Source organism: Janthinobacterium sp. C22 (genome assembly GCF_057919405.1).
In genome coordinates, this window is the sequence record NZ_CP193659.1 from 5,501,551 (window position 1) to 5,526,180 (window position 24,630).

The 24,630-nt window shown below is 60.3% G+C and carries 24 protein-coding genes, 2 tRNA genes and 2 pseudogenes; 14 read left to right on the forward strand and 14 right to left on the reverse strand.

What is annotated here, in order from left to right:
• Nucleotides 1–11: 11 nt before the first annotated feature.
• The 3 genes from ACRHIG_RS25750 to ACRHIG_RS25760 all read right to left on the reverse strand — a co-directional run bounded on the left by ACRHIG_RS25750 (nucleotide 12) and on the right by ACRHIG_RS25760 (nucleotide 1,805).
• Nucleotides 12–956, reverse strand: a complete 945-nt coding sequence (locus ACRHIG_RS25750) for a hypothetical protein (RefSeq protein ID WP_489628353.1) — start codon at nucleotides 954–956, stop codon at nucleotides 12–14.
• On the reverse strand, nucleotides 899–1,399 hold the full coding sequence (locus ACRHIG_RS25755; RefSeq protein WP_489628354.1) for a hypothetical protein: 501 nt from the start codon (nucleotides 1,397–1,399) through the stop codon (nucleotides 899–901). Before ACRHIG_RS25755 ends, ACRHIG_RS25750 begins: the two co-directional genes overlap by 58 nt.
• Nucleotides 1,400–1,487: 88 nt before the next feature.
• Nucleotides 1,488–1,805 carry an ArsR/SmtB family transcription factor gene (locus tag ACRHIG_RS25760; protein ID WP_070224713.1) on the reverse strand — a complete coding sequence of 106 codons (318 nt, stop codon included), beginning with the start codon at nucleotides 1,803–1,805 and terminating at the stop codon, nucleotides 1,488–1,490.
• A gap of 106 nt (nucleotides 1,806–1,911) precedes the next feature.
• Here ACRHIG_RS25760 and ACRHIG_RS25765 point away from each other — a divergent pair, with 106 nt between their 5' ends.
• Nucleotides 1,912–3,000, forward strand: coding sequence for an NADH:flavin oxidoreductase/NADH oxidase (locus ACRHIG_RS25765; protein ID WP_489628355.1), 1,089 nt, complete (start codon nucleotides 1,912–1,914; stop codon nucleotides 2,998–3,000).
• Here the strand turns inward: ACRHIG_RS25765 and ACRHIG_RS25770 are convergent.
• From ACRHIG_RS25770 to ACRHIG_RS25780, 3 genes are read right to left on the reverse strand one after another with little or no spacing between them, the layout of a single operon-like run.
• Nucleotides 2,994–3,572 carry an MFS transporter gene (locus ACRHIG_RS25770; protein ID WP_489628356.1) on the reverse strand — a complete coding sequence of 193 codons (579 nt, stop codon included), beginning with the start codon at nucleotides 3,570–3,572 and terminating at the stop codon, nucleotides 2,994–2,996. The two genes, ACRHIG_RS25765 and ACRHIG_RS25770, sit on opposite strands and share 7 nt — an antisense overlap.
• Nucleotides 3,572–4,492, reverse strand: a complete 921-nt coding sequence (locus ACRHIG_RS25775; protein ID WP_489628357.1) for an MFS transporter — start codon at nucleotides 4,490–4,492, stop codon at nucleotides 3,572–3,574. Before ACRHIG_RS25775 ends, ACRHIG_RS25770 begins: the two co-directional genes overlap by 1 nt.
• Complete coding sequence (locus tag ACRHIG_RS25780) at nucleotides 4,489–4,947, reverse strand: MarR family winged helix-turn-helix transcriptional regulator (protein WP_436500370.1); 459 nt, start codon at nucleotides 4,945–4,947, stop codon at nucleotides 4,489–4,491. Before ACRHIG_RS25780 ends, ACRHIG_RS25775 begins: the two co-directional genes overlap by 4 nt.
• Before the next feature lie 130 nt (nucleotides 4,948–5,077).
• On the opposite strand from ACRHIG_RS25780, the gene ACRHIG_RS25785 reads away from it, so the two are divergent.
• Together ACRHIG_RS25785 and ACRHIG_RS25790 are read left to right on the forward strand one after the other, a co-directional pair.
• Nucleotides 5,078–5,153, forward strand: a tRNA-Lys gene (locus ACRHIG_RS25785).
• A gap of 72 nt (nucleotides 5,154–5,225) precedes the next feature.
• Nucleotides 5,226–5,301: transfer RNA gene (locus tag ACRHIG_RS25790), tRNA-Lys, on the forward strand.
• A 90-nt stretch (nucleotides 5,302–5,391) separates the two neighbouring features.
• Here ACRHIG_RS25790 and ACRHIG_RS25795 read toward each other — a convergent pair.
• The 5 genes and pseudogenes from ACRHIG_RS25795 to ACRHIG_RS25815 form a co-directional block, all read right to left on the reverse strand.
• Complete coding sequence (locus ACRHIG_RS25795; protein ID WP_489628358.1) at nucleotides 5,392–5,922, reverse strand: ATP-binding protein; 531 nt, start codon at nucleotides 5,920–5,922, stop codon at nucleotides 5,392–5,394.
• Nucleotides 5,919–6,383 (reverse strand): ASCH domain-containing protein, encoded by a 465-nt coding sequence (locus ACRHIG_RS25800; RefSeq protein WP_489628359.1) that lies wholly within the window; start codon nucleotides 6,381–6,383, stop codon nucleotides 5,919–5,921. Before ACRHIG_RS25800 ends, ACRHIG_RS25795 begins: the two co-directional genes overlap by 4 nt.
• Nucleotides 6,343–7,818 (reverse strand): GNAT family N-acetyltransferase, encoded by a 1,476-nt coding sequence (locus ACRHIG_RS25805; RefSeq protein WP_489628360.1) that lies wholly within the window; start codon nucleotides 7,816–7,818, stop codon nucleotides 6,343–6,345. The genes ACRHIG_RS25800 and ACRHIG_RS25805 overlap by 41 nt, the downstream gene beginning before the upstream one ends.
• A gap of 40 nt (nucleotides 7,819–7,858) precedes the next feature.
• Nucleotides 7,859–8,287: a hypothetical protein gene (locus tag ACRHIG_RS25810; protein ID WP_489628361.1), complete on the reverse strand. Its 429-nt coding sequence runs from the start codon at nucleotides 8,285–8,287 to the stop codon at nucleotides 7,859–7,861.
• A 579-nt stretch (nucleotides 8,288–8,866) separates the two neighbouring features.
• A pseudogene (locus ACRHIG_RS25815) lies at nucleotides 8,867–9,639 on the reverse strand (AraC family transcriptional regulator).
• Nucleotides 9,640–9,705: 66 nt separating this feature from the next.
• Here ACRHIG_RS25815 and ACRHIG_RS25820 point away from each other — a divergent pair.
• From ACRHIG_RS25820 to ACRHIG_RS25830, 3 genes are all read left to right on the forward strand, one after another.
• A complete protein-coding gene (locus ACRHIG_RS25820) occupies nucleotides 9,706–9,963 on the forward strand; it encodes a hypothetical protein (protein WP_489628362.1) in 258 nt (85 codons plus the stop codon).
• A 68-nt stretch (nucleotides 9,964–10,031) separates the two neighbouring features.
• On the forward strand, nucleotides 10,032–10,640 hold the full coding sequence (locus ACRHIG_RS25825; RefSeq protein WP_489628363.1) for an IMPACT family protein: 609 nt from the start codon (nucleotides 10,032–10,034) through the stop codon (nucleotides 10,638–10,640).
• 885 nt (nucleotides 10,641–11,525) lie between these two features.
• Nucleotides 11,526–12,449: a hypothetical protein gene (locus tag ACRHIG_RS25830; RefSeq protein ID WP_489628364.1), complete on the forward strand. Its 924-nt coding sequence runs from the start codon at nucleotides 11,526–11,528 to the stop codon at nucleotides 12,447–12,449.
• Between the two features lie 485 nt (nucleotides 12,450–12,934).
• Here the strand turns inward: ACRHIG_RS25830 and ACRHIG_RS25835 are convergent, their stop codons facing one another.
• The gene (locus ACRHIG_RS25835) at nucleotides 12,935–13,324 is read right to left on the reverse strand and encodes a hypothetical protein (protein WP_489628365.1); all 390 of its coding nucleotides are present in this window, start codon (nucleotides 13,322–13,324) and stop codon (nucleotides 12,935–12,937) included.
• A 13-nt stretch (nucleotides 13,325–13,337) separates the two neighbouring features.
• Nucleotides 13,338–13,715: a nuclear transport factor 2 family protein gene (locus tag ACRHIG_RS25840; RefSeq protein WP_326458497.1), complete on the reverse strand. Its 378-nt coding sequence runs from the start codon at nucleotides 13,713–13,715 to the stop codon at nucleotides 13,338–13,340.
• A gap of 311 nt (nucleotides 13,716–14,026) precedes the next feature.
• Here ACRHIG_RS25840 and ACRHIG_RS25845 point away from each other — a divergent pair.
• The 8 genes and pseudogenes from ACRHIG_RS25845 (at nucleotide 14,027) to ACRHIG_RS25880 (ending at nucleotide 21,441) form a co-directional block, all read left to right on the forward strand.
• Nucleotides 14,027–15,372 (forward strand): annotated as a pseudogene (locus tag ACRHIG_RS25845) (L-cystine transporter).
• Nucleotides 15,373–15,610: 238 nt separating this feature from the next.
• A complete protein-coding gene (locus ACRHIG_RS25850) occupies nucleotides 15,611–15,805 on the forward strand; it encodes a hypothetical protein (RefSeq protein ID WP_489628366.1) in 195 nt (64 codons plus the stop codon).
• 16 nt (nucleotides 15,806–15,821) lie between these two features.
• Nucleotides 15,822–16,373 carry a histidine phosphatase family protein gene (locus tag ACRHIG_RS25855; protein WP_489628367.1) on the forward strand — a complete coding sequence of 184 codons (552 nt, stop codon included), beginning with the start codon at nucleotides 15,822–15,824 and terminating at the stop codon, nucleotides 16,371–16,373.
• Nucleotides 16,374–16,390: 17 nt separating this feature from the next.
• Nucleotides 16,391–17,269: an NAD(P)H-hydrate dehydratase gene (locus ACRHIG_RS25860; protein WP_489628368.1), complete on the forward strand. Its 879-nt coding sequence runs from the start codon at nucleotides 16,391–16,393 to the stop codon at nucleotides 17,267–17,269.
• Nucleotides 17,270–17,400: 131 nt separating this feature from the next.
• Nucleotides 17,401–18,057 (forward strand): TonB-dependent receptor plug domain-containing protein, encoded by a 657-nt coding sequence (locus ACRHIG_RS25865; RefSeq protein WP_489628369.1) that lies wholly within the window; start codon nucleotides 17,401–17,403, stop codon nucleotides 18,055–18,057.
• Nucleotides 18,058–18,095: 38 nt separating this feature from the next.
• The gene (locus tag ACRHIG_RS25870; RefSeq protein WP_489628370.1) at nucleotides 18,096–19,904 is read left to right on the forward strand and encodes a TonB-dependent receptor plug domain-containing protein; all 1,809 of its coding nucleotides are present in this window, start codon (nucleotides 18,096–18,098) and stop codon (nucleotides 19,902–19,904) included.
• An 18-nt stretch (nucleotides 19,905–19,922) separates the two neighbouring features.
• Nucleotides 19,923–20,846 (forward strand): SAM hydrolase/SAM-dependent halogenase family protein, encoded by a 924-nt coding sequence (locus ACRHIG_RS25875; protein ID WP_489628371.1) that lies wholly within the window; start codon nucleotides 19,923–19,925, stop codon nucleotides 20,844–20,846.
• A gap of 259 nt (nucleotides 20,847–21,105) precedes the next feature.
• Nucleotides 21,106–21,441, forward strand: a complete 336-nt coding sequence (locus ACRHIG_RS25880; protein WP_489628372.1) for a hypothetical protein — start codon at nucleotides 21,106–21,108, stop codon at nucleotides 21,439–21,441.
• Between the two features lie 122 nt (nucleotides 21,442–21,563).
• Here ACRHIG_RS25880 and ACRHIG_RS25885 read toward each other — a convergent pair whose 3' ends face one another.
• Complete coding sequence (locus ACRHIG_RS25885; protein ID WP_489628373.1) at nucleotides 21,564–24,623, reverse strand: efflux RND transporter permease subunit; 3,060 nt, start codon at nucleotides 24,621–24,623, stop codon at nucleotides 21,564–21,566.
• Between the last annotated feature and the right edge of the window lie 7 nt (nucleotides 24,624–24,630).

The window sequence follows — 24,630 nt, forward strand, 5'->3', positions numbered from 1 at the left end:
GATGAGCGATATCAGTCCTTGCGCGAAAAATCCGCACGCAACAGGGTCTGGACGATGCTGCCGCCCTGCGCGTTCGCGCGCACCGCGACCGCCATCGACGGCATGACGAACAGCACGCCGTCCTGCCCGTCCCAGGTGTCGAGCAACTGCTCCAGCTCGCGCCCCAGCGACTCGGGCCGCTTGAGCTGCTGCGCCAGCTGCGCCGCGCACTTGCCGTCATTGCCCGTGCGGCGCGGACACTCGTCGACGCGCACGAACGGCGTCTTGCTCTCGCGCAAGCGCGCGGACAATTGCGCGGTCACCGCCGCCGGCGCGCCATCCAGATACAGATGGTAGGACGGCACACGGCAGCAGCCCCTGGACAGCAACAGCAAACCGACCCCGGCACCAAAGGCGTTTACAGGGGCTGACGGCACGTAGGCAAACGGCGGCGCGTCGCCATCGCCCGGCAAAGTCCGGCGCAGCTCGGCGGCGTGCGGCCTGCGCCAGCCCGGCAGACAGGCGGCATTGGCGGCGGCAAAACAGGTCCGGTAGCCGGTTTGATCGCTGATAAACAATTGCTCGACCGCATTGCGCGCGCCGGCCGCGCCCGGCACGACGCCGTCCAGCCTGACCTCCCAGCCGCCCGCGCCGTTCTTGTGCCATGCCAGCGCCGTGCGCGACCAGGCCCACAGCCGCTCGTACGGGTTGAATTGGTAGATCGGCGCGTCAGCCAGATAGATTCTCGGCAGCGGAATGGGCTCGCGCCGCTTGCCGTCCGCATCGACCACCAGCACCACGGACGGCGCATATTCGCTGTCGACATAGGCAAACGATGCCCCGTCGGGCGAGATGGCCGCCAGAACATAGGCTTGCAGGTAGCCGTCCCCTTCGGGCGGACTGGGCAGCACGGTGGTTTTCAGCGGCAGGCCACGCAACAGGAAACCGGGACGCTGGTCGACGGGGAAATAGCGCACGCCCGGGGACAGGGGAAGCCATGCATGTACGTCTCGTTGCCACGGTAGCCGTATTCCGACGCCGCAATCTTCTCGACCACGGCCTTGCCCGCCTGCTCGTGGACCAGCGCCAGCATGCCATCGTCTTCCTGCCGCTTGACGAAATACACGGGCTGGGCGAAATCGGTCCAGCGTTCGATGCCATCGGTGGCCTTGACGACGATTTTGTCCTTATGTATCAGCCGCATGGAGTGATTCTCGGTGGACATCAGGGAGCCGCCGCCCTGGCGGTACTCGACCGACAAGGCGGCAAACCGCCCGTAGGTATCGGCCTTGGTCACCTTTTCGCCGCGCCGCAGCACGGCGGCATATTCGCCCGTGGCCGGCTCCGTGTAAGGCCAGCAGCCAGTCAGCAGTAGGAAAGCGGTGGCGCACCACCAGCGATACCGTGCGAAAATTTTCATGCGTCGTCAGCCCTTCAGGTCAGGACTGCCCGCCCATGCTGCAAATTCGGCAATCTTGCAGGCATTCTACGGCAGATTCAGGACTGGCTCAGGACTGATTCGTTTGCGGCTGTTGCGCGAGGATGGCGTCGAGCAAGCCGGGGAAACGGCTCTCGATATCGGCGCGGCGCAGGGTATTCATGTGCGTCGTGCCCGCGTTTTCCGTGTAGACGAGGCCCGCTTCGCGCAAGACCTTGAAATGGTGGGAGACGGTCGATTTCGGCCGCCCGCCGTCGAGATCGCCGCAAGCGGCCGCGTCGACTCTGGCCAGGTGGCGCACGATGTCGAGGCGGATCGAATCGCTCAAGGCATACAGCACTCTTTCGAGCACGAATTCGCTGGCGGGAGGATGTTTGTGTGGGCGCATGAGCAGAATCATACAGCATGCGCTATACTAATTCCATTATTCGAATATTTACGAACTACCGAATCAGCATCTCCCTACTTTTTCATCCACACACACAAAGGCCACCATGTCCGCCCTCTTCCAGCCCTACACCCTCAAAGACATCACCTTGCGCAACCGCATCGCCGTGCCGCCCATGTGCCAGTACATGGCCGTCGATGGCGTGGCCAACGACTGGCATCTGTCGCATTATGCGGGCATGGCCCGTGGCGGCGCCGGGCTGGTGATCGTCGAAGCGACGGCCGTGGCGCCCGAAGGCCGCATCACGCCCGGCTGCACGGGCATCTGGAATGATGACCTGGCGCAAGCCTTCGTGCCGGTGGTAAAGGCCATCAAGGCGGCCGGCTCCGTGCCCGGCATCCAGATCGCCCACGCGGGCCGCAAGGCCAGCGCCAACCGCCCATGGGAAGGCGACGACCACATCCTTGAAGGCGACGCGCGCGGCTGGCAAACCATCGCCCCGTCCGCCATCGCCTTCGGCGGCGGCCTGCCGAAAGCGCCGCGCGCCATGGACCTCGACGATATCGCCCGCGTGAAACAGAACTTCGTCGACGCGGCCATCCGCGCCCGTGAAGTGGGCTTCGAGTGGCTGGAACTGCACTTCGCCCATGGCTACCTGGCGCAAAGCTTCTTTTCCGCCCACTCGAACCAGCGCGACGACATCTATGGCGGCAGCGTGGAAAACCGCAGCCGCTTCCTGCTGGAAACATTGAAAGCCGTGCGTGAAGTGTGGCCCGAGCACCTGCCGCTGACCATCCGTTTTGGCGTGCTGGAATTCGACGGCCGCGACGAGCAAACCCTGCTCGAATCCATCGGCCTCGTGCGCCAGTTCAAGGATGCCGGCATGGACATGATCAGCGTCAGCATGGGCTTTACCATTCCCGACGTGTCGATTCCGTGGGGCCCGGCCTTCATGGGACCGATAGCCGAGCGCGTGCGCCGCGAAGCGGGCGTGCCCGTCTCCTCCGCCTGGGGCTTCGGCACGCCGGCCATCGCCGAGCGCGTCATCAAGGAAGAACAGCTGGACGTGGTAATGGTCGGCAAGGCGCACCTGGCCAATCCGCACTGGGCATACTTTGCCGCCAAGGAACTCGGCGTGGAGCGCGCCTCGTGGACCCTGCCGGCACCGTACGCGCACTGGCTTGAGCGCTACTGATCGTCCTTCACCGTTGCCGGATGCCCCTCCAGGGGCAATTCCGGCAGAAACAGCAGGAAGACCAGTCCCACCAGCAGCAGCACGGCGCCGGCGCCAAACACGCTGGCGATGGCATGGCGGTACACCTCGACCGTCTGCACCGCCGCCTGCGCGCCCAGCGCCGACACGGCTTCCACGCCATGCTTATGCAGCTGGTGCGCGAGGATGGCGCCGGACGCCGTCACGCCCAGCAAGCCGCCCAGCGAACGGAAAAAGGCCAGCATGGCCGTGCCCACGCCGCGGCGTGCCAGGGGCAAGGCATTTTGCACGGCGATCGTCATGTTCGGCATCACCCATCCTAATCCCGTGCCGAGCAGGAAGATGGCCGGCTCGATGACCCAGTAACCGCGCGACGTTTCCATGGCCCAGGCCAGCACGGCAAACGCCAGCAGCGCCACGGCCAATCCCGCCACCTGCACCATCTTGTACTTTCCCGAGCGCGACAGCACCCGACCGTTGAACATCGACGACGCCACCAGCCCCACCATCATCGCCACCGTCATCACGCCCGATTCGGCGGGACTCGTGCCCATCACCAGCTGGAAGAACAGGGGAAGAAGACGCTGGCGCCCATCAGCCCCATGAAAGTCATGGCCATCACCAGGCTGGCGATATTGAAGGTGCGGTTCTCGAACAGGTCGGGCGGCAGCACGGGTTCGTCCACCCTGCCCACGTGCACCGCCAGCCAGATACCAAGCAGCACGGCGACGCCGCCGCACACCTTGATGGCGAGAGAGTCCCACGGCCACTCGGTACCGCCCAGCGCCAGCACCAGCAGGGCCGCCGTGACGGCGCCCGTCAGCAAGGCGGAACCCAGGTAGTCGATCTTGTGCGCATGCGTGCGCGCCGGCTTGCGCATGGCGCGCGCGATGACGACAAAGGCGACCGCGCCGATGGGCAGGTTGACATAGAAAATCCAGTGCCATGACAGGGCATCCGTGATGACGCCGCCCAGGACGGGCCCCAGCACGCTGGTGACGGCAAACACGATGGGCACCATGCCTTGCCGCTTGCCCCGTTCGGCCGGCGGCACGATGTCGCCGATGATGATTTGCGCCAGCGGCATGAAGCCGCCCGCGCCGAGGCCCTGGATGGCGCGGAAAATAATGAGCTCCGTCATGTTCTGCGCCAGCCCGCACAGCACGGAACCGAGCAAGAAGGTCAGCAGGGCCGTGAAGATCATCGGGCGGCGGCCATACTGGTCGGCCAGCTTGCCGTACAGGGGCATGGTGGCCGTCGAGGCCAGCACGTAGGCCGTGACCACCCACGACAGATGCGCCATGCCGCCCAGGTCGTCGACGATGCGCGGCAAGGCCGTGGCGACGATGCTCTGGTCCAGCGCACCCAGGCCCAGCACGGCCATCAGCCCCAGGTAGATGGCGCGCACTTCGCGCTCGGTGACGGGTTTTACGGCGCCTTTGTCTGCGCCTGCGGCTTGATCGTGGCGACTCATGCTTGGCCGATCTCGAGCAGCGGCTGCATGGCGGCTTCCAGCGCATCGACCTGCTGCGGCGACAAGCGGGCGATGCGCCGCGCCAGCGCATCGCGGCGCCGCGCGCGCAGGGCTTCGAGCATGGTCAAGCCTTGCGCGGACACCTGCAGGCCCGAACGCCGGCGGTCCTGCGGATCGGGCGCGCTGCGCTCGACCAGCCCCGCCTCTTCCAGCGACTTGACCTGGGCGCTGACGGTGGGCCCGCGCACATTCTGCAGCCGCGCCAGCGCGGCCACGCCGATGCCGGGCTGCTCGTGGATCAGGGCCAGCAGCATGTATTGCATCATCGATACGTTGCCCTCCAGCTCGCCCCCTTCGCGTTGCATGGAGCGCAACAGGCGCTTGAACGCCACGCGCAGGTCATCGGACAGCGCCAGCGCGCGTTCGGGGATGGGAAGGTCTTCGGTAGTGGGCATGGGATCACATAAATAGGTAGGCTACCTACCCATATTAGACCGTGCATGAGGGTCGCGCAAGGCTTTTTTCCGTCCTTACCCCGTCCAGCCCTTCCCAAAACCGCCGTTGGCCGTCATAATAGCCGCCCTTGGGTCGTTAGCTCAGCTGGTAGAGCAGCGGACTTTTAATCCGTTGGTCGCAGGTTCGAATCCCGCACGGCCTACCAAGATTCAGCCGTCATCATGGCAAGCATGTTGATACGGCACAGCGTTACCGCAGTGCAGTTGTAAAAGTTTTTGGGTCGTTAGCTCAGCTGGTAGAGCAGCGGACTTTTAATCCGTTGGTCGCAGGTTCGAATCCCGCACGGCCTACCAAATACTTCAGAGAAGCCAACCGTTCGCGGTTGGCTTTTTTGTTTGTGGGCGCTCGCTGGTCGCACCTCACTTCTCACAAACATCGATTTATCACTCGTTAACAAGCCTTCGAATGGCGTCAGTCAGACTAATTTCCGTAGGCGACGCCAATACTGCAAGAGGTATGCTTAATTCCCCACAAACCTCACGAGCATGCGCTTCTTCTTGCGCTGCGAGCGCCCGAATAGAGTCTGGCGTCGTGTGGACGCCGTCGCGCCGCAAGAGGCGTGCCGCGATTCTATCAGCCTCTTCACATAGCAAAACAACCCCGGACAATTTCAAGGCCGAGAAAACTCCGATGTCCAAGCGTATATAGTCACCATTAGGCGCGCGAAGGACAAAGTGCCCGTCCAGCAATAGAACCTGCCCAGAATCACGCAACCGTCCGACAGCTTGAATTAGTGCGCGCTGATTATTATCAACATCTGTGACGACTTTATCCTTCCCCCATGACTCGCGCCCCTTCTCCTCACGAATAAGTTGGCTAGCGGTCAGATGTCGCACACCGAATCCACTAGACACCAGCGCACCAAGATGCCCTTTACCAACTCCGTGAACTCCTGCAAGAAAGATCACCGTCATGACTTCTTCCTTTGGCTTAGCAATTTCTCTAACTTCGCCAATTCATCAGGCGTCAAGTATCGGAATGATTGTGGCGGAGTGAAGTTAGAAAAGATAAGGCGGGGATCAACGGGAATGTCAAATTGTCTAACTTTACCCAGAATAATTGCGAAGCCTGTTTTCTTGCCACTGTAATAGCCTCTTAATTCACTGCGAGTAAGACCACCGCCATTATCCCTAGCTATTTCCCATAAGCGAGATACATTTGTTTCGATCAATTCGACGATTTCGACCAAGGCAACAATGGCCTGAATAGGCGCAGACGAATAGATCGCCATCGCCTTGATAGCCTGAGTCGGTACTGCACGACGCAACTCCACACGCTTGCTTCCCGCAAGAATAAGGTCAGCATATCGAGGTTTAATCGAAATGAGTATTGAACTACCACTTGGAGATTGAGAGCAATTTTGAGAATGAATCATCGGATATTTTTGTAATTGACTGAGGAGGACCAGAGACAATGCCCTCTCTTATTAACGAGCTAAGTGCCATTGGCTCGGGTAAGTGACCGACCAACCGGAAAAGCATAACTTTGGTGGCGGTATGCGCCATTAGTTCGATATCTTTTTGACTGTAGACCGTTCTACGCCGCACAACTTGCATAATTTTTGCCGCATCGTTATGAACCTCGTAACATTCGACAACGCCAATTGATGTTGCAGACATTTCATCAACAGTCCGGTAAAAAATCACCACATCACCGGGCTTTACTTGGTTGGTGGGCGCCTTGCATAAGTATGCCTGCTTGATAGAATTTCCAGCTGCCGAAACGGAGGAAAATAGTTGGGCCTGCCTTGCTAGATCAGGGAAAAGGATCTGATGAAACTGTGGCTGAATAGGGATCAAAAACTTCTGTACGGATTCATCACGACGAAAGTGGGGAAAAAACAGACGTGCGTAATCAAGCGTCGACAATGTGGACTCCGGCGGCTTAATTGGATGCTCCTTGACTAGCATTATATCTTCGCCGTACATTCCCTTCTTCCGAAATCCGAAGTCCTCAAGCAACGCTAATAAATAGACCTGACCAGAATTAGTATGGACAAATATATTTTCACATCGATTTTCCGTTGCAAAGCGAAAGGCTGCCTTAAGGAATAACTCACCTATCTTTCTTCCCCGAATTTTCTCACCGACTTTGAATGTACATAGCTTAAGCGACAATCCATTGAGTTGCGCATGAGAATCATTAATGACCTCATCCGTTTGAATCGCGTAAATGCAGATTGCCTCAAGTTTTCCATCATCAGTTCGAGCAACCCACGCTTTCCTTCCCATTTGAGCTTTTTCACGAAACCATGCATTAAAACTCCGAGAAGGCGCATCGTAACTCTCACGAAGACTATCAAAGAGCGCAAAGTCTAGCTGATTAGTGAGTTCATACAGGTGAACATCATCAATATTGGGGAGTTGAACCTCCGATGGCTCGTGGAGCCGTCGAAGCCAATCCTCGGCAGTTTGAATATTGTAGACCCGGGTACCCAGCCCTGCTTGCCGTGCTTTATTGTGAATTTCACGGTCCTCAGTAACTAGGGCATGAACAGCAGAGCATTCAAGCGAATGAAGAATGTCATTATCACAGGCATCGTTGGCTGAGGTCTCGTTCGTATTGCAAGGACTTGACGGAACACCATCAAGTCGGGTGTATTGCGCCAACCGTGCAAGCGTTCTATCTCGTCTTTCTTTATCTTTGTCGCGCTTGATATCCTTTTCGGAGGCAGGATGATAAAGAAGCTGATGCCCACCTGCATTCGCCAAACGGGAAAAATTGGCAAGACTAGGCTCAAGCACCACCATCGAATCCTGAAGTGGTATCAAAATATTGGTATCAAGCAAGAAACGCAAGCGCTGATTCAAGATTTATCTCTCAGTAGTTACTCTTCTCAATAGTTAGCGATTATATCCACGGCGCGCTATAGATAACTTCGCGTAACAATTTGACCGAATGCATTGCCATTTTCTCCAATTCAGCCTCATAAAATTCTGGGTTTTCTATAATGCTTTGATCATTCCAAGGATCATCTACGTGCACCCAAAAATTTCTATACTTTCTCAATGAATGCAAATCGTTTCTAAGTCTTGATGCCCCGGGGAGGCAATCTATCAAATCTACAAGACGTTCCTTCCCGCTTACCGAGTGCTCGGCACGTAAATAAGTCTCTATTGCCGAGACGACAGTAAGGATCGAGGCCAGATGAGCGCCGTTTACGAAAGCAATATCGGCCTGCCGGACAATAAATGAGCACCATTCAGACAAGATAACCCCACCTTTGAGCAGCTCGTCATCCAAAGCTACCAGATAGTCCCAACGTTCGTTCGATTCCATAGGCAAGTTCAGGTGGCAGCGACTGAGAGGGTATTTAAAGAGAATATCAGTAGTGTATCTCAGGCAATCCTCAAAAAACGACGCTTGCACAAATATTATTTTGTGCAAAAGTAATCAGCGATAAAAGTCCGCCTGGCGATTCAAAAATTCAACCCATCTCAAGGCAGGAGCGCAAGCGCTAACGCAGTACCGTTCCACCACTTTGCAACCATCAACCACTCTACGGGAAGCGCAAATGTTTGCTGCGCGGCCCAGAAATGGATCGGACTTCCCAATCTGGTTTTCTTAGTAAAGAAGCCCAATCTATAAGTAACGGGGCCAACAACTAATGACAAAGAGCCGTGCCCATCAAACCCTGATCCACGGATTCGACCTTCCAGTACCCGAAAACCGTCTTTCGCCGCACAAGGAAAGTAGCGCAACAAGCGCCACTAATGCCGCTGCACCAAGGTACTCGATATTGAGCGCTTCGCGTTCTTTTAATCCGTTGGTCGCAGGTTCGAATCCCGCACGGCCTACCAAATAATTCAGAGAAGCCCACGAATTTACGTTCGTGGGCTTTTTTGTTTTGCGCGCCAGCTATGCCACCCCTTCCCCATACCTCCCCGGCGTCACCCCCATCACCCGCTTGAACATGGCGATAAAGGCGCTGACGTTGTCGTAGCCCAGGTCCAGCGCAATCGTCGTCACGGGCTGGCCGGTGGCCAATAGTTCCAGCGCGCGCAGGATGCGGGCGCGCTGGCGCCAGGCGGAGGGCGTAAAGCCCGTCTCGATCGTGAATCGGCGCGCCAGGGTGCGCGGCGACACGCCGGCCCAGGCGGCCAGCGCTTCCACGCCACGCTCGTCGGCGAGGTCGTCGAGCACGGCGCGCGCCACGCGCAGCAGGCGCGGGTCCGTGGGTAGCGACAATCCGAACGGTTCGTGCGGCGCGGCGGCGATCTCGTCGAGAATCACGCCCGCCACCCGGGCCTGCCGCGCGTCCAGCGCGCCCTCGCCCAGGTGCTGGCGCGGCCCACCGCCTCGCGCAGCAAGCCCGAGACGCGCATCACGCACGGCGCGGCGGGCAAGCCGGCGCAGCTGGCCTCGTCCACATACACGCTCCAGCCCGCAAACGGGCCGTGCGAACGCAGCGCGTGGACGTGATGGGGCGGCACCCACACGCAGTGACTGGCCGGCACCACCCACTGTCCGCTGTCGGCCGTAACGGAGAGCAAGCCCCGCATGGCGCCGAACAGCTGGCCGCTGGCATGGCGGTGCGCCGCCGTCACCCTTTCCTGCGGCTGGACAATGCGCATGGCGCGCAGCAACGGTGCTGGCGGCAAGATTGGCGGATTTGACGTATCGAATGACATAAACAACGCAGGCAAGACAATCCGGTCATCATACAGTGAAGTCTTTCCAACCTTCAGGAGTTCACCATGCGTGCAGAAGACGTCTTACCGGATCAACAAAACCAGGGCCAGTTCAATGGCGTCACCGTGCGCAAGGGCACGGTGGGCGCGTTTCTCGCCAATGCCCGGCTGTGGCTGGACGACGCCAGCAGCAGCGACGCAAAGGCCATTGCCGAGCGCGACATTGTGGACGCCCTGCCCGCCCTGCATGCGCTGGGGCTGTTCGAGATCCTGCAGGTGCGCGATGCGGCGCTGCGCGAACTGGTGGCCGTCGCAACGGAGTAAGCGGCCAACGGCTCGTCCCCGGCGCGCATTTCCTCTATCATGCTGCTTTGCCCGCCTTCGCACCCGCCATGCCGTTTACCATTGCCGCCCCCGTCCACAGCGAACTGATCATCAAGAAAAGCCGTTTCATCGGTTGCGTGCAGCCGATGACGGACCGCGCCAGCGCGCAGCAGGTGGTCAATGACTTGAAGGCGCAGCATCCGGGCGCCTGCCATGTGTGCTGGGCGCTGCTGGCGGGCGGGCAGTCGGCGGCCGTCGACGATGGCGAACCGAGCGGCACGGCCGGGCGGCCCATGCTCGACGTGCTGCGCCACCAGGACCTGGAAGGCGTGCTGGCCACCGTCGTGCGCTACTTCGGCGGGATCAAGCTGGGCGCGGGCGGCCTGGTGCGCGCCTACACGGACAGCGTAGCGCAAGCGTTATTGCAGGCGGAAAAGACGGCCATCGTGCGCCAGCGAACCCTGCGCTGCACGGTGCCGTATGCGATGGAAGGCATGCTGCGCCGCGAGCTCGACGGCGCCGACGCCACCTTGCTGAACGTGGAACACGGCGACGCCGTGCTGTTCGACTTCAGCCTGCCTGAAACGGCGGCCACCGCCCTGCTCGCCCATCTGCATGAGGCGGGCAATGGACGGATACAGTGGCTGGACGCGCAGGATAGCGACGGCGAGTCATAGTCAACAGGCGCATTGCTGCCGGGCGCCACCGATAACAAGCGAGCATTTATCCAGGCACTACACATCCAACAAATTTCTATTTTTTCAATTGAACACCAGTCATGGACTGCATTATTTGAAATAATAATTTCACCAAATTCCGCCAAGAAAATTTCCTGACGACCTGGATGCGGCTATCTGTACATCGATTTCTCCGCCCTAAGTCGAATGTCACTCAGCCGCTTTCCAAACACGACCGCATCGCGCACAGTGGACAGATGGTAACGCATGCATCGTGCCAGCGCCGCAGCTGTCGATAAGCAAAGACGTCAAGGCCTCTGCCAGAATGATATGAATGCAGACTGGAGCAATAGGTGCAGCACACCTCACTCCGGCTAAGGTATCGACTAACGCCGACAACCCTTACAAGCTGATTCGCAAGATTGCCATGAGCACGCACCATCCATCGCAGTTTCCAGTGCGCCTACGCTACTCATACCATCTGTCACTTCCCCGAAAACCAGCACTCGGTCACATGAAAATATATACATTTAGGAGTATTCCTATATCGATAAAAATATTCCCATGTAGAGTACAAAAGCGTGGGAATAGCCATGTTTCCACGTAAAGAATATTTTCACTTGATTCCCCCATCATATATTACGCAGGATAGTACTGCAGCTTGATTTTTCCGCGTACTGGCAAGAGAATTTATGGTATCACCCCCATCCGCGTGCGTGTCAAGATAATGGTTCGAATGATGCAGATTCCAAAAATTTATCAATAGGGCAAAAAAATTAGCCCCGCAACGAATAGGCACCCCTACCCATCAGCACATAATATATAAAAATACTGCATTTAAATTAAACACCATCACCCAACTAAAACCATAAGGCGACAAAGAATATGAAATACTTCCGATTTTCATTGCAAAAAATCAGCCTCTCTTTCTTTCTATTTTTCTCCTTATGCACGGCTGCATTTGCTGACATACCTGCAGGAGGCGCTATTTACTCCTACCTGCTTGGCTCGTCTGAAATCAAAAAAATTGACGCGGTAACTTTGAAAATAATAAATACCATTCCCGTGCCGGAAAATGAATACCTAAGTAAACTTGAGGTAGATCCTAGTGGCGAACATATTTATGCAGTTCGGTCTACTGTTTCCAATGATGGCACGGCCATGCATGATGTTGTTGTTTTTAATGCAAAAACAGATTCTTTCGAGAGAAGTTTCTCCTTACCCAATGATCGTTTTTCGCCTAATGATCGAGCTGGCAGAATCTATGGATTTGTTTTTACGCCGAATGGGGAGAAACTCTATATTCCATTACCGGAATCACACAATGTTGTCGTAATGGATGGTAATGCGAGTCAGGTTTTGAGCGTGATAAAAGTTGGAGCAACACCATTTTCTTCTGCCATCTCGCCTGACGGTGTGCGGCTGTATGTACCTAATTTTTCCGACGGATCGATAAGCGTGATCGACACTGCAACAGACAGCGTTTACGCCACTATCGATGTAAAATCACTCGGCAGTCCTGAACAACTTAAAGTTAGCCCCGATGGAAAATCGGCATACCTTCTAGTTAACGGAGTAGGTAACTATATCAAGAAATTAGTCATCATTGATGCAAGCAGCAATTCTATTTCCCATGTCATTTCACTCGATGGAGCGTTTCCAATTTATGCCGCATCTTTTTCACCGGATGGAAAAAATTCTATCTTGCAGGTGCTAGCAGGGCCAACTGGCTCATGGGGGCTATATACGTGTTTGATACGGGAAATACAATACTCACCAAAACTATCACCTCGCCATCCATGGGATTAATAAATAATATAGCATTGAGCAAAGATGGGTATCGAGTTTTAGTTGGCGCTGGGATGATGAATGAAAGTCAATTTCCGCTGTTGTCAATGGATCCCAGCAACGAGACTATTTCGGTCACTGTTCCGGCCTGGAAAAATAACGCCCCCGCCCTAGTTGGATGACATCATATACGGAATTAGTCGTTGTGAACCCAACATCTTCTTGTTCCCGGACAAATTAAATAAATATCGTGGCTATGCAGAATCATAGCCATTAGCTGGCCCATGAACGTCGCTCTTCCCAGCAATTTCATGGGTTTTTCACAAGCTGTTTTTCCCTCCACGCATCTAACAATGTTTAATCAGCTTTTGCGCCGCGCGCAGTTTGACGGCATCTGAATAAGTCGCCATGAAAGAGTCGGATTTCGACGCTATCACGTGGAATTGCTCGCCCAGTTTTTGGATTTCAATAATGATATATCGCTCCCGCTACGACACTTCCAGCAATCAAGTCCTGCCTGGTCGCTTGATCTGCAGCAAGATGAAATGCGTCCACGCCAGCGCCGGCAGCACCAGCAATAGCAGCATCAGTCCGGCCGGCATGTCCGGCACGAAACGCACGAAGCAGGCAAGAAAACTCGCGATGGCCAGCCAGAAGCGCCAGTTGAAGGCATAGGCCTTGCGCGCCACCGTCGCCAGCGCGATGCGCCAGAATTCCAGCAAGGCCCACAGGCCGCCCGTCAGCAGCAGCGCGGCCAGCGCGTTGGTGCCGGGGGCGTCGGCCCAGGTGCGCACCAGGTTGTACAACAGCAAGGGATAGCCGGCCGTGATGGCCAGGGTGGCGGGGCCGGCGGCGATGACAGCTTCAAACAGCTGCCCTTTGGAACGATGATCCACTAAATCCTGCTCCTCAAGCCACGACGCCGGAATGGGCGGCGATCACTTGCAGCGCGCCGGCTGCGTCCTGCGCCCAGACGCGCGTAAAACGGAAGTCGCCATGCGTTTCCACGTCGTGATAGCTGCCCGTCAACTGCATGCGCACGGAGACGACGGCCACGTGGCCGTTGATGCGCACATGGCGCTCGGAAGCGCGCAGATCGGTGATGGTCAGCAGGCGCTGCTCATGCGCGGCCAGGTCAGCATGCTTGCTCAGCAAATGGCCCAGGTGATTGGTAAACAGCAAATCGTCGGCCAGCAAATCGTTCAGCACGGCCACGTCGGAGGCCATCATGGCCAAGCGCAAGCGTTCTTCCGCATCGAGTACCTGTACTTCCGTTAAAGCATTCATCTTTTTCCTTATTAAAATAACGGGCGCATATTAGCAAACGGGAAAACCATGCTGGCACGAAATAGCCAATTTCACAATCATCCGAAAGACTTATGCCTGTGGAGCATATTTATATAGCGTAATATTCGCAGCGGTATTGCGCAAAACACCCCCATAGTACTGTACAGTGCTTGCCCTTTCGCCCCAGGCTGGGGCAGCAATGACTTGTAGTAAAGTGCTCTCCGCAGTCTCGAATAAAACCAAGATAAGGCCCCTACATGGCAATTAACATCATTCTGAACCTGCTCGTTGCGCTGGTCGTCTTCGCCTTCATGTTCCACCAGCAACGCAAACACGCGACGTTCACGGTACGCGTCTTCACGGGCCTGGGCCTGGGTGTGCTGCTGGGTGCGGCCGTGCAGGCCGTCTACGGCGCCGGCTCGCCCATCATCGCGGGCACCAATGAATATATCGACATCGTCGGCAGCGGCTATGTCAAACTGCTGCAGATGATCATCATGCCGCTGATCATGGTGTCCATCATTTCCGCCATTTTAAAGCTCAAGGACGCCAGTTCGCTGGGCAAGATCAGCGCGCTGACCATCGGCACCCTGCTCATCACCACCACGGTCGCCGCCGCGATCGGCATCCTGATGGCCAAGCTGTTCGGCCTGACGGCTATCGGCCTGACGTCGAGCGCGGCCGAAGTGGCGCGCGGCGTGCAGCTGCAAGGCTCGCTGGAAACGGCAAAAGCCCTGTCCCTGCCGAAACTGCTGATCAGCTTCGTGCCGACCAATCCCTTCCTCGACATGACGGGTGCGCGCAAGACGTCGACCATCGCCGTGGTGGTGTTCTCGATCTTCATCGGCATCTCGGCCACGGGCATCGCCGCCAAGAAGCCGGAAATCTTTGCCTCCTTCGAGCACTTCATGAAAGTGGCGCACGCCATCGTCATGCGCATGGTCACCCTGGTGCTGCGCCTGACGCCGTACGGCGTGTTCGCGCTGATGTTTGAAGTGGTGGCGTCGTCGAGCTACACGGACATCTTGAAATTGATCAACTTCGTCGTCGCCTCGTACAGCGCGCTGATATTGATGTTCCTCGTGCACCTGGCCATCATCGCGGGCGTGGGCCTGAACCCCTTGCGCTTCGTGAAAAAGTCTTCCCCGTGCTGGCCTTCGCCTTCACCTCGCGCACCAGCGCCGGCTCGATCCCGATGAGCGTGCAGACGCAAACCCAGCGCCTGGGTACGCCGGAAGGCATCGCCAACTTCGCCGCCTCGTTCGGCTCGACCATCGGCCAGAATGGCTGTGCCGGCATCTATCCTGCCATGCTGGCCGTGATGATCGCCCCGACAGTCGGCGTCGATCCATTTACGCTCAGCTTCCTGCTGCCGCTGCTGGCCATCATCACCATCGGTTCCGTCGGCGTGGCCGGCGTGGGCGGCGGCGCCACGTTTGCCGCCCTGATCGTGCTGTCGGCAATGGACTTGCCCGTCGCGCTGGCCGGCTTGCTGATCTCCGTCGAACCGCTGATCGACATGGGCCGCACGGCCCTGAACGTGAGCGGCTCGATCACGGCCGGCACCGTCACCAGCCGCGTCATGGGCGAAACCGACCTGGCCGTCTACAACAGCGACGACGCACCTGACCTGGATGAGGCGGAACACGCCGCCTAGAACGCATAACCAAACCTACTGCGCGTCGCGGGTTGCGGTTTCCGATGCTCACTGGCTCGGCGCCCCCGTACCTTCGCACAGTTCCGCTTCTCAAGCCAACGGGGCGCCGAGCCTCGCTTCCGCTCGCTACGGTTTTGTTAAGCGTTCTTAAGCGCGTCCAGCCACACCAGCGGCGCGCCGCGCCTTGCCGCTTTCGTCTATATTGGATCGCAATCAATATAGAGGAAGGCGCGAGGCGATGGAGCAGAAATGGCCGCAGCAAATCTGGATCGTGCGTCACGGCCAAAGCGCCGGCAACGTGGCGCGCGATGCCGCCGAAGCGGAAAAACAGTTATTGATCGCCATCGCCGAGCGCGATGTCGATGTCCCCTCTCCGAGCTTGGCGCGCGCCAGGCGCACGCCCTCGGCGACTGGTTCGCCACCCTCCCCCTGAACAACAACCGACCGTCGTGCTGTACTCGCCGTATGTGCGCGCCCACCAGACGGCGCAAGCCGTGCTGGCGCGCATCGATGCGGACAGCTTGAGCGCCGTGGTGGCCGACGAACGCCTGCGCGAAAAGGAATTCGGCATCCTCGACCGCCTGACCGTGCACGGCATCGCCAGCAAATATCCGGAACTGTACGAACAGCGCCAGCACGTGGGCAAGTTCTATTTCCGCCCGCCGGGCGGCGAAAGCTGGTGCGACGTCATCCTGCGCCTGCGCAGCGTGCTCGACACCATCACCCGCGAATACCGGGGCGAACGCGTGCTGATCGTCGGCCACCAGGTCATCGTCAATTGCTTCCGCTACCTGCTGGAGCGCTGCGACGAGCACGCCATCCTGGCCATCGACAAGGCGGCCGACGTGCCCAACTGCGGTGTCACCTCGTACGCCTTCAACCCCGCCCTGGGCAGGCACGGCAAGCTGCAGCTGGACCTGTGCAACTTCGTTGCGCCGCTGGAAGCGGCCGGCACACCCGTCACGGCCCAGCCCGACATGCCGGCGGCGCCGAAATCCTGATCTTTCGGAGGTCATCCATGGACGCCATCGACATCACGCCTTCCCTGCTGCGCTCCTGGCCCCTGCCCATGCCCCAGCCCGACGGGGACAAGGAAGTGCGCGGCCATCTGCTGATCGTCGCCGGCTCCGAGGAAATACCGGGCGCCATTGTGCTGGCAGCCACGGCCGCCCTGCGCGCGGGCGCGGGCAAGCTGACCCTGGCGACGGGCGCGTCGGTGGCGGCGCAGGTGGCCGTCGCAATGCCCGAGGCGCGGGTCATCGGCCTCGATGAAACGGTGCAGGGCGGCTTTCGCCACGAAGCGCGGCACCAGCTGGCGCCGCTGGCCGGCAAGGTCGATGCCGTGCTCGTCGGGCCAGGCATGTGCGACACGGCCGCCAGTTGCGAACTGATGCACCACCTGCTGCCCCTGTTTGCCGGCAGCCGGCTGATCCTCGACGCCTGCGCCATGCAGGTCGTGCGCCAGCCCGCCAACTTCCGCTTCGACCAGCCCGTGCTGCTGACGCCGCACGCGGGCGAGCTGGCCCAGCTGATGGGCCTGTCGAAAGACGCCGTGCTGGCCGACCCGCATGCCTGCGCCGTGGAAGCGGCGCGGCGCTGGCATGCCATCGTCGCGCTGAAAGGCGCGCTGACCGTCATCGCCATGCCCGATGGCACCACCTGGACGCACGCGGGCGGCAATATCGGCCTGGCCATCTCCGGTTCCGGCGACACCCTGGCCGGCATCATCACGGGTCTGGCCGCGCGCGGCGCACCGTTGGAACAAGCGTGCGCCTGGGGCATCGCCCTGCATGCGCTGGCGGGCGAACAGCTGGCCTTGCGCTTCGGCATCCTCGGCTACCTGGCGCGCGAAATCCCCGCCGAGATCCCCGCCCTGCTGCGTAATCTGACGCCCTGAGCTGGCGCCCTGAGCTGCGCGGCATGGAAACAACAGCATAAGCATATCCAGAAAGAATCGTTAGCCTGGGCAACGGTCTCCCTTAAGCTCATTCAACTGTTTCCAGATGACCAAGTTTAAAGGACACCGCCTTGCATCCGCGCCATTCATACGCCTTGCCCTCCCTTCCCGCCACGCCGCTGCGCGCCATCGTGCTGGCCTGCGCCATGCTGGGCGCCGCGCCCGCCTGGGCTCAGGCTGATGACACGGCCACGAGTACTGCAACGCCAGCCAGCGCCAGCATCGACCAGGTCACCGTCGTCGGTTCGCGCGCGCGCAACCGCACGGTGTTCGACAGCAGCGTGCCCATCGACCGCTTCGGCGCGCGCGAAGTGAGCAATGCGCTGGCCTCGGGCGACGTGGGCGCGGCCCTGCAAAACCTGTCGCCCTCGATCAACTTCCCCCGCATCGAATCGAGCGGCGCGTCGGACTCCGTGCGCGGCATCCAGTTGCGGGGCCTGGCGCCCGACCAGGTGCTGGTGCTGATCAACGGCAAGCGCCGCCACACGAGCGCCGTGCTGGACACGGAAAGCAGCTTTGCCGGCACCGTGCCGGTCGACATCAACGCCATTGCGCCGAACGCTATCGACCACATCGAAATCCTGCGCGACGGCGCGGGCGCCCAGTACGGCAGCGACGCTGTGGCGGGCGTCATCAACATCGTGCTGAAAAAGCGCGCACGGGCGGCGCCGCTTCCGTCAGCTATGGCGCCAACCACACGCATTTCGCCCCCACCGATCAAACCCTGACGGATGGCCAGACCGTCATCGTCAACGCCGACTACGGCGTGCCGCTGGGCGAGGCGGGATTCTTCCGCTTCGGCGCGGAAACGCGGCGCCGCTCGCCCACGGAACGGGCCGGCCCCAGCGACGCCGGCTGGACGTCCTACAACTTCACGCCGGCCGACCAGGCGCTCGACGGCAAGGTGCTGTTCAAGTCGGGCGACTCGCGCCAGCGCAACAACTACCTGTTCTACAACACCCAGCTCACCCTGGCCAACGGCCTGGACCTGTACTCGTTTGCCACGCTCAACGAACGCAAGTCCGACGGCAGCGCCTACTTCCGCTATCCGGGCGACCCGTCGAATGTACTGGCCCTGTATCCGAACGGCTACCGCCCCGTCACCAACGGCGACAAGCGCGACCTCAGCATCGTGGCCGGCGTGCGCGGCAGCGCGGGCGAGTGGAACTGGGATGCCAGCGCACGCCATGGCAGCGACCGTTTTGACTACGGCGTGAGCCACTCCGTCAACGCCTCGCTGGGCGCGGCCAGCCCCACGCGTTTCAAGCTGGCCGGCTTCGACTTCCGCCAGAACGCCCTGAACCTTGATGCCACGCGCAGCCTCGACATCGGCTTGCCCGCCCCATTGAGCGTGGCCGTGGGCGCCGAATGGATGCGCGAAACCTACCAAAGCTCGGCTGGCGACGCCGCTTCGTATGCGGCCGGCAGCTTCACCGATGCACCACCGGGCGCCCAGGCCGGTCCCGGACTGCGCCCATCGGACGCCTATGACGGCAGCCGGCAAATCCGCTCCGTGTATGCGGACGTGGAAAGCGATCTCACGCCGCGCCTGCTGGTGGGCGCCGCTGCCCGCCATTCCCGCTACAGCGACTTCGGCAGCGCCAGCACGGGCAAGTTGTCCACGCGCTATAAAGTGACGGAGAATTTCCTCGTGCGCGGCTCGCTGTCGAACAGCTTCCGCGCACCCGCCCTCGTGCAGACGGGGTTCCGCTTCGCCACCTTGAACTTCAACGCCGATGGCACGGCCCTGCAAACGGCGGCCCTGCTGCCGGCCAGCGACCCGCTGGCGCGCAGCTTCGGCGCGCAACAGCTGAAGCCGGAAAAATCCACCAACCTGTCCCTGGGCCTGGCCTGGAAACCGGCCGCCGCCACCAGTGTGACGGTGGACGCCTACGTGATCCGCATCCGCGACCGCATCACGCGTTCGAGCGACTTGCAAAGCGACGCCGTCACGGCCTACCTGGCTGCGAATGGCCGCGGTGATATCCAGTCCGTGGCTTACCTTGCCAATTTGCTCGACACGCGTACCAAAGGCCTGGACGTGGTACTGAACCACGATCTGGCCTTCACGTCAGGCAAGCTGAACCTGAATGCGGCCCTGAACCTGAACAAGACAACGTTCGACAAGGTGCGCCAAAGTTCCACCGCGCTGGCCGCCATCGATCCCAGTCTGACCCTGCTGACGGAGACGAGTTTGTTCCGCATCAAACATGCGTCGCCCGCCAGCAAATTGATCCTCGGCGCCGACTGGCAGGCGGCCGACTGGGGCGTGCAGGCGCGCGCCACGCGCTTTGGCGAGCTGAAAGATTTTTCCTACGACAGCGATGCGCCCCTGATCGACGGCATCCCCGCCCAGCGCTTCGGCTCCGTCTGGTCGCTGGACCTGGAAGGGCAGTTAAAACTGAGCAAGCAGCTGACCCTGAGCGTGGGCGGCAACAATATCCTCGACCGCTATCCGCAGCGCGTGCGGGAAACGAACAACGCCACATATGGCGGCGCCCTGCCCTACAATTTCATCAACCCCATCGGCGTCAATGGCGCCTACTTTTACGCTAAATTAAGCTACACGTTCTGACACGGACAAGGATAAATCATGATCATCAAACGAATCTCCCACCTCGTCGCCGGCGCCTGCCTGAGCGCCCTCCTGTTATCCAGCGCCCAGGCCGCCGCGCCGCTGGTGCTGATGACGGACTTCGGCACGGCCGACGGCGCCGTGTCCGCCATGCATGGCGTCGCCTATGGTGTCGATCCCCAGCTCACCATCTCGGACCTGACGCACCAGATTCCCGACTACGACATCTGGCTGGGCGCCTACCGTTTGTACCAGACGGCCAATTACTGGCCGCAAGGCACGGTGTTTGTGTCCGTCATCGACCCTGGCGTGGGCACGGCGCGCAAGTCGGTGGTGCTGAAAACCAAGGGCGGACGCTACTTCGTGGGCCCGGACAACGGCCTGTTCACCCTGATCGCCGAGCGCGACGGCGTGGCGGAACTGCGCGAAATCGATGAACAGGTCAACCGCCTGGCTGGCTCCGCCGAGTCCTACACCTTCCACGGCCGCGACGTGTACGCCTACGTGGGCGCGCGCCTGGCGTCGGGCGCCATCACGTATGAACAGGTGGGCCCGCCATTGCCCAGCGAATCCGTGGTCAAGATCGCGTACCAAAAACCTGTGCGCGACGGCAATACCATCCGTGGCATCGTGCCCGTGCTCGATGTGAAATATGGCAATGTCTGGACGAATATCCCGAAGTCCCTGCTCGACGAATTGCAGGTGAAACTGCACGATCCGCTGCAAGTGCGCATCTTGCACAAGGGTAAGCAAGTGGCCAAGGTCACGGCGCCGTTCGAACACACGTTTGGCGGCGTCGCCAAGGGCAAGCCGCTGGTCTACCTGAACAGCCTGCTCGACGTGGCCGTGGCCATCAGCCAGGGCGACTTTGCCGCCAAACACCACGTCGCGTCGGGCGTGGATTGGGAAGTGGAAGTGAGCAAGGTCCCTGCCGCCAAATAAGGCCCTTGCCCGCGGCCGGGACGTCCTGTCCTGGCCCTTTCTTTCTCGTTCACGTGGCGCGTTTGCGCCATATCAAAACGGATCGCCGATCCTGCTGCCGATGGCCACTGATTTGTAAATCCCGTGAACCTGCGCGCGCCTGCCCACTCTAATTTTTGCAAGCGATGCCAGCCTTGCTACGACGGCCTGCCCGCACCGTGGCAGGCAACTGGCGAGGTATGACTACCCACGACAGCTTTCCAACGAGAAAGGAACAATCATGACGGCTCCATTCCTTAGCACCAGCAAGCTTGTCCTCGGCACCGCCATCGTGTGCGCGCTGCTGGGCGGCTGCAACAAGCACAACGAGACCACCACCGCCCCGGCCACGCCGGCCGCCACACCCGGCACGGGCGGCAGCGGCACCTCGGGCACCAGCGGCACCACCACGCCGGACACCACCACGCCCACCACGCCATCCGTAGCACCGGGCACGACCACCAATCCCGACGGCACGACCACGCCGCCGGCCACCACCCCGCCTGCCAATGGCACCACGCCGGGTACCGGAACCGGAACGGGGACAGGCACCACGCCACCGCCGCGCAGCAGCTAACAACCGCGTCCCGGCGGTCGACCTGGCTGCAAGCCTTCAGCACAATACGCAAAAAAGAGCCTTCCGACGAAGGCTCTTTTTCTTGCACATCACATCACATCAATTCTCCCTGCCACGGCGCGTCAGTGGGCCGGCACCGCCTTGCCAGCCGCCCGGGCGCTCAGCGCCTGGTGATCCGCCGCCAGGAACAGATACATGGCAGGCACCACGAACAGGGTAAACAAGGTGCCGATGGACAGGCCCGTAAAAATCACCAACCCCATCGCATGACGCCCGGCAGCGCCCGCGCCCGAAGCGATCACCAGCGGCAGCACGCCAAACACCATGGCCGCCGTCGTCATCAGGATGGGACGCAGGCGCACGGCGGCGGCCTCTTCCACCGCCTCGCGCTTGCTCTTGCCCGTCTTTTGCAGCTGATTGGCCACTTCCACGATCAGGATGCCATGCTTGCTGATCAATCCCATCAGGGTCACCAGGCCCACCTCCGTGTAGATATTGACCGATGCAAAGCCGAGGAAGATGAACATGGTCGCGCCAAACAGGGCCAGCGGCACGGAAACGAGGATCACGACGGGGTCGCGGAAGCTCTCGAACTGCGCCGCCAGCGCCAGGAAGACGATCACCACGGCAAACAGCATGGTGACGATGAAGCCGCCCGATTCCTGCACGAACTGGCGCGACTGCCCCGCGTAATCGGCCGTGTAGCCGCTGGGCGCCACCTGGGCCAGCGTCTCGCGCATGAAGCCCAGCACCTCGCCCTGCGAGGCGCCGGACACGCCGGAAAGCGTCACGGAATTGAGCTGCTGGAAGCGGTTGATCGACTCGGGCACGACATCGTACTGGATATGCGCGACGGTACTGGCCGGTATCATCGTGCCGTTGGGCGTCTTGATATGGAAATCCAGCACGGCCGACGGATTGAGGCGGTCGACCTGCAGCACCTGCGGGATCACTTTATACGAACGCCCGGCGATGGAAAAGTAATTGACGTAACCGCCGCCCAAGGCCGCGCCCAGCGCCTGCCCCACATCCTGCTGCGTCATGCCCAGCGCGGCGACGCTGTCGCGGTCGACCGCCACGGTGGCTTGCGGCTTGTCGATTTTCAAGTCCGTATCGATGAAATAGAACTTGCCCGATGCGCGCGCCTTCTCCAGCACCTGCTGCGCGATGGCATCGAGGTTTTCAAACGGTTCCGTGGTAGCGATGACGAATTGCACGGGCAAGCCAGAGGAACCGGGCAAGGCGGGAAACTGGAAGGCGGCCACGCGCGCGCCGGCGATCTTGTTCCAGCCCGCCTGCAAGTCTTGCTGCACTTCCTGGGCGCTGCGCGTGCGCTGGTCCCAGGGCGTCATCAGCATGCCGCCAAAACCCGAGTTGACCGTCGGCACGCCCGTGATCTGGAACATCTGGCTGTATTCGGGCATGGCCTTGGCCACCTGGTAGATTTGCTCCGCATACACTTGCATCTGGTCCGACGTGGCCGTCGGGTCGCCCACCACCTGCGACAGCACGACGCCCTGGTCTTCCTCGGGCGCCAGCTCGGACTGCGACATCTTGAACATCAGCCCCAGCACCACCATCAATAGCGCCGCCATGACGATGAGCACCACCCAGGTGTCGAGCAGCGCATGCAGCAGGCGTTGATACGTGTCGTGCACCTTGCCGAAGACGCGGTCGATGGCTTGCACGAAGCGGCCGCTGTCCTGTTCCGGACGGAAAAAGCGTGAACACATCATGGGCGACAGGGTCAGGGCCACCACGCCCGACACGGCCACGGCGCCGGCCAGGGTGAAGGCGAATTCCGTGAACAGCGCCCCCGTCAGGCCGCCCTGGAAACCGATGGGCACGTACACGGCGATGAGCACCACCGTCATGGCCAGAATCGGGCTGCCCAGTTCGCGCGCCGCCAGCAGGCTGGCTTCCAGCGGCGGCTGGCCCTGCTTCATGTGGCGGTCCACGTTTTCCACCACGATGATGGCGTCGTCGACCACCAGGCCGATGGCCAGCACGATGGCCAGCAAGGTCAGCAAGTTGATGGAATAGCCGAGCGCCAGCATGGCCGTAAACGTGCCGATCAGGGACAGCGGCATGGCGATCACGGGCACGATCACGGCCCGCAGGCTGCCCAGGAACAGATAGATGACGATGGTGACGATCAGCAGCGCCTCGGCCAGGGTCTTGATGACTTCCTTGATCGAGGTATTGATGAAGAAGGTCGAGTCGTACACGATTTCGCCCGTCAGCCCGGCCGGCAGCTGGGACTGGATGCCGGGGAAGACGGCGCGCACGCGCTTGGCCACGTCGAGGATATTGGCTTCCGGCGCCACCTTGATGCCGATGAAGACGGAGCGCACGCCGCTGAAGGCCACGTTGAAATCATAGTTTTCAGAACCCAGCACGACGGTGGCCAGGTCTTCCAGCCGCACGATGGAGTCGCCGCTGCGCTTGACGACGAGCTTCCTGAATTCCTCGACCGAATGCAGGTCCGTGCCGGCCGTCAGGGGGACGGTCACCATCTGGCCCTTGCTGGCCCCCAGCGCGGCCAGGTAATTGTTATTGCCCAGGGCCGTACTGACCTCGGCCGCCGTCACGCCGAACGCGGCCATCCTGTCCGCGTCCAGCCAGGCACGCAGGGCGAACTGGCGCGCGCCCAGCAGTTCCGCCGTCTGCACGCCGCTGACGGAGTCGAGCTTGGGCTTGACGACGCGGCTCAGGTAATCCGTCACATTATTCGTCGGCAAGGTATTACTGTAAAAGCCCAGGTACATGGCGTCCGTCGTCTGCCCCATCTGCACCGTCAGCACGGGCGTTTGCGCCTGGGCCGGTAACTGGTTCTTCACGGAACTGACCTGGGTGTTGATTTCCGTCAAAGCCCGGTTCGCGTCGTAATTGAGGCGCAAGGTGGCCGTGATGGTCGACACGCCGCTGCTGCTGGACGAAGACAGGTAATCGATGCCCTGCGCCTGGGCAATGGCCGATTCCAGTGGCTGCGTAATGAAACCGGCCACCGTCTGCGCGTCGGCGCCGTAATAGGTGGTGGAGATCGTCACGACGGCGTTCTGCGTCTTCGGATACTGGTTGATGGGCAAGCTGAACAGGGAGCGCAAGCCCAGCACCACCAGCAGCAGGCTCACCACCATGGCCAGCACGGGCCGGCGGATAAAGAGATCGGTGAAGTTCATGGCGGCG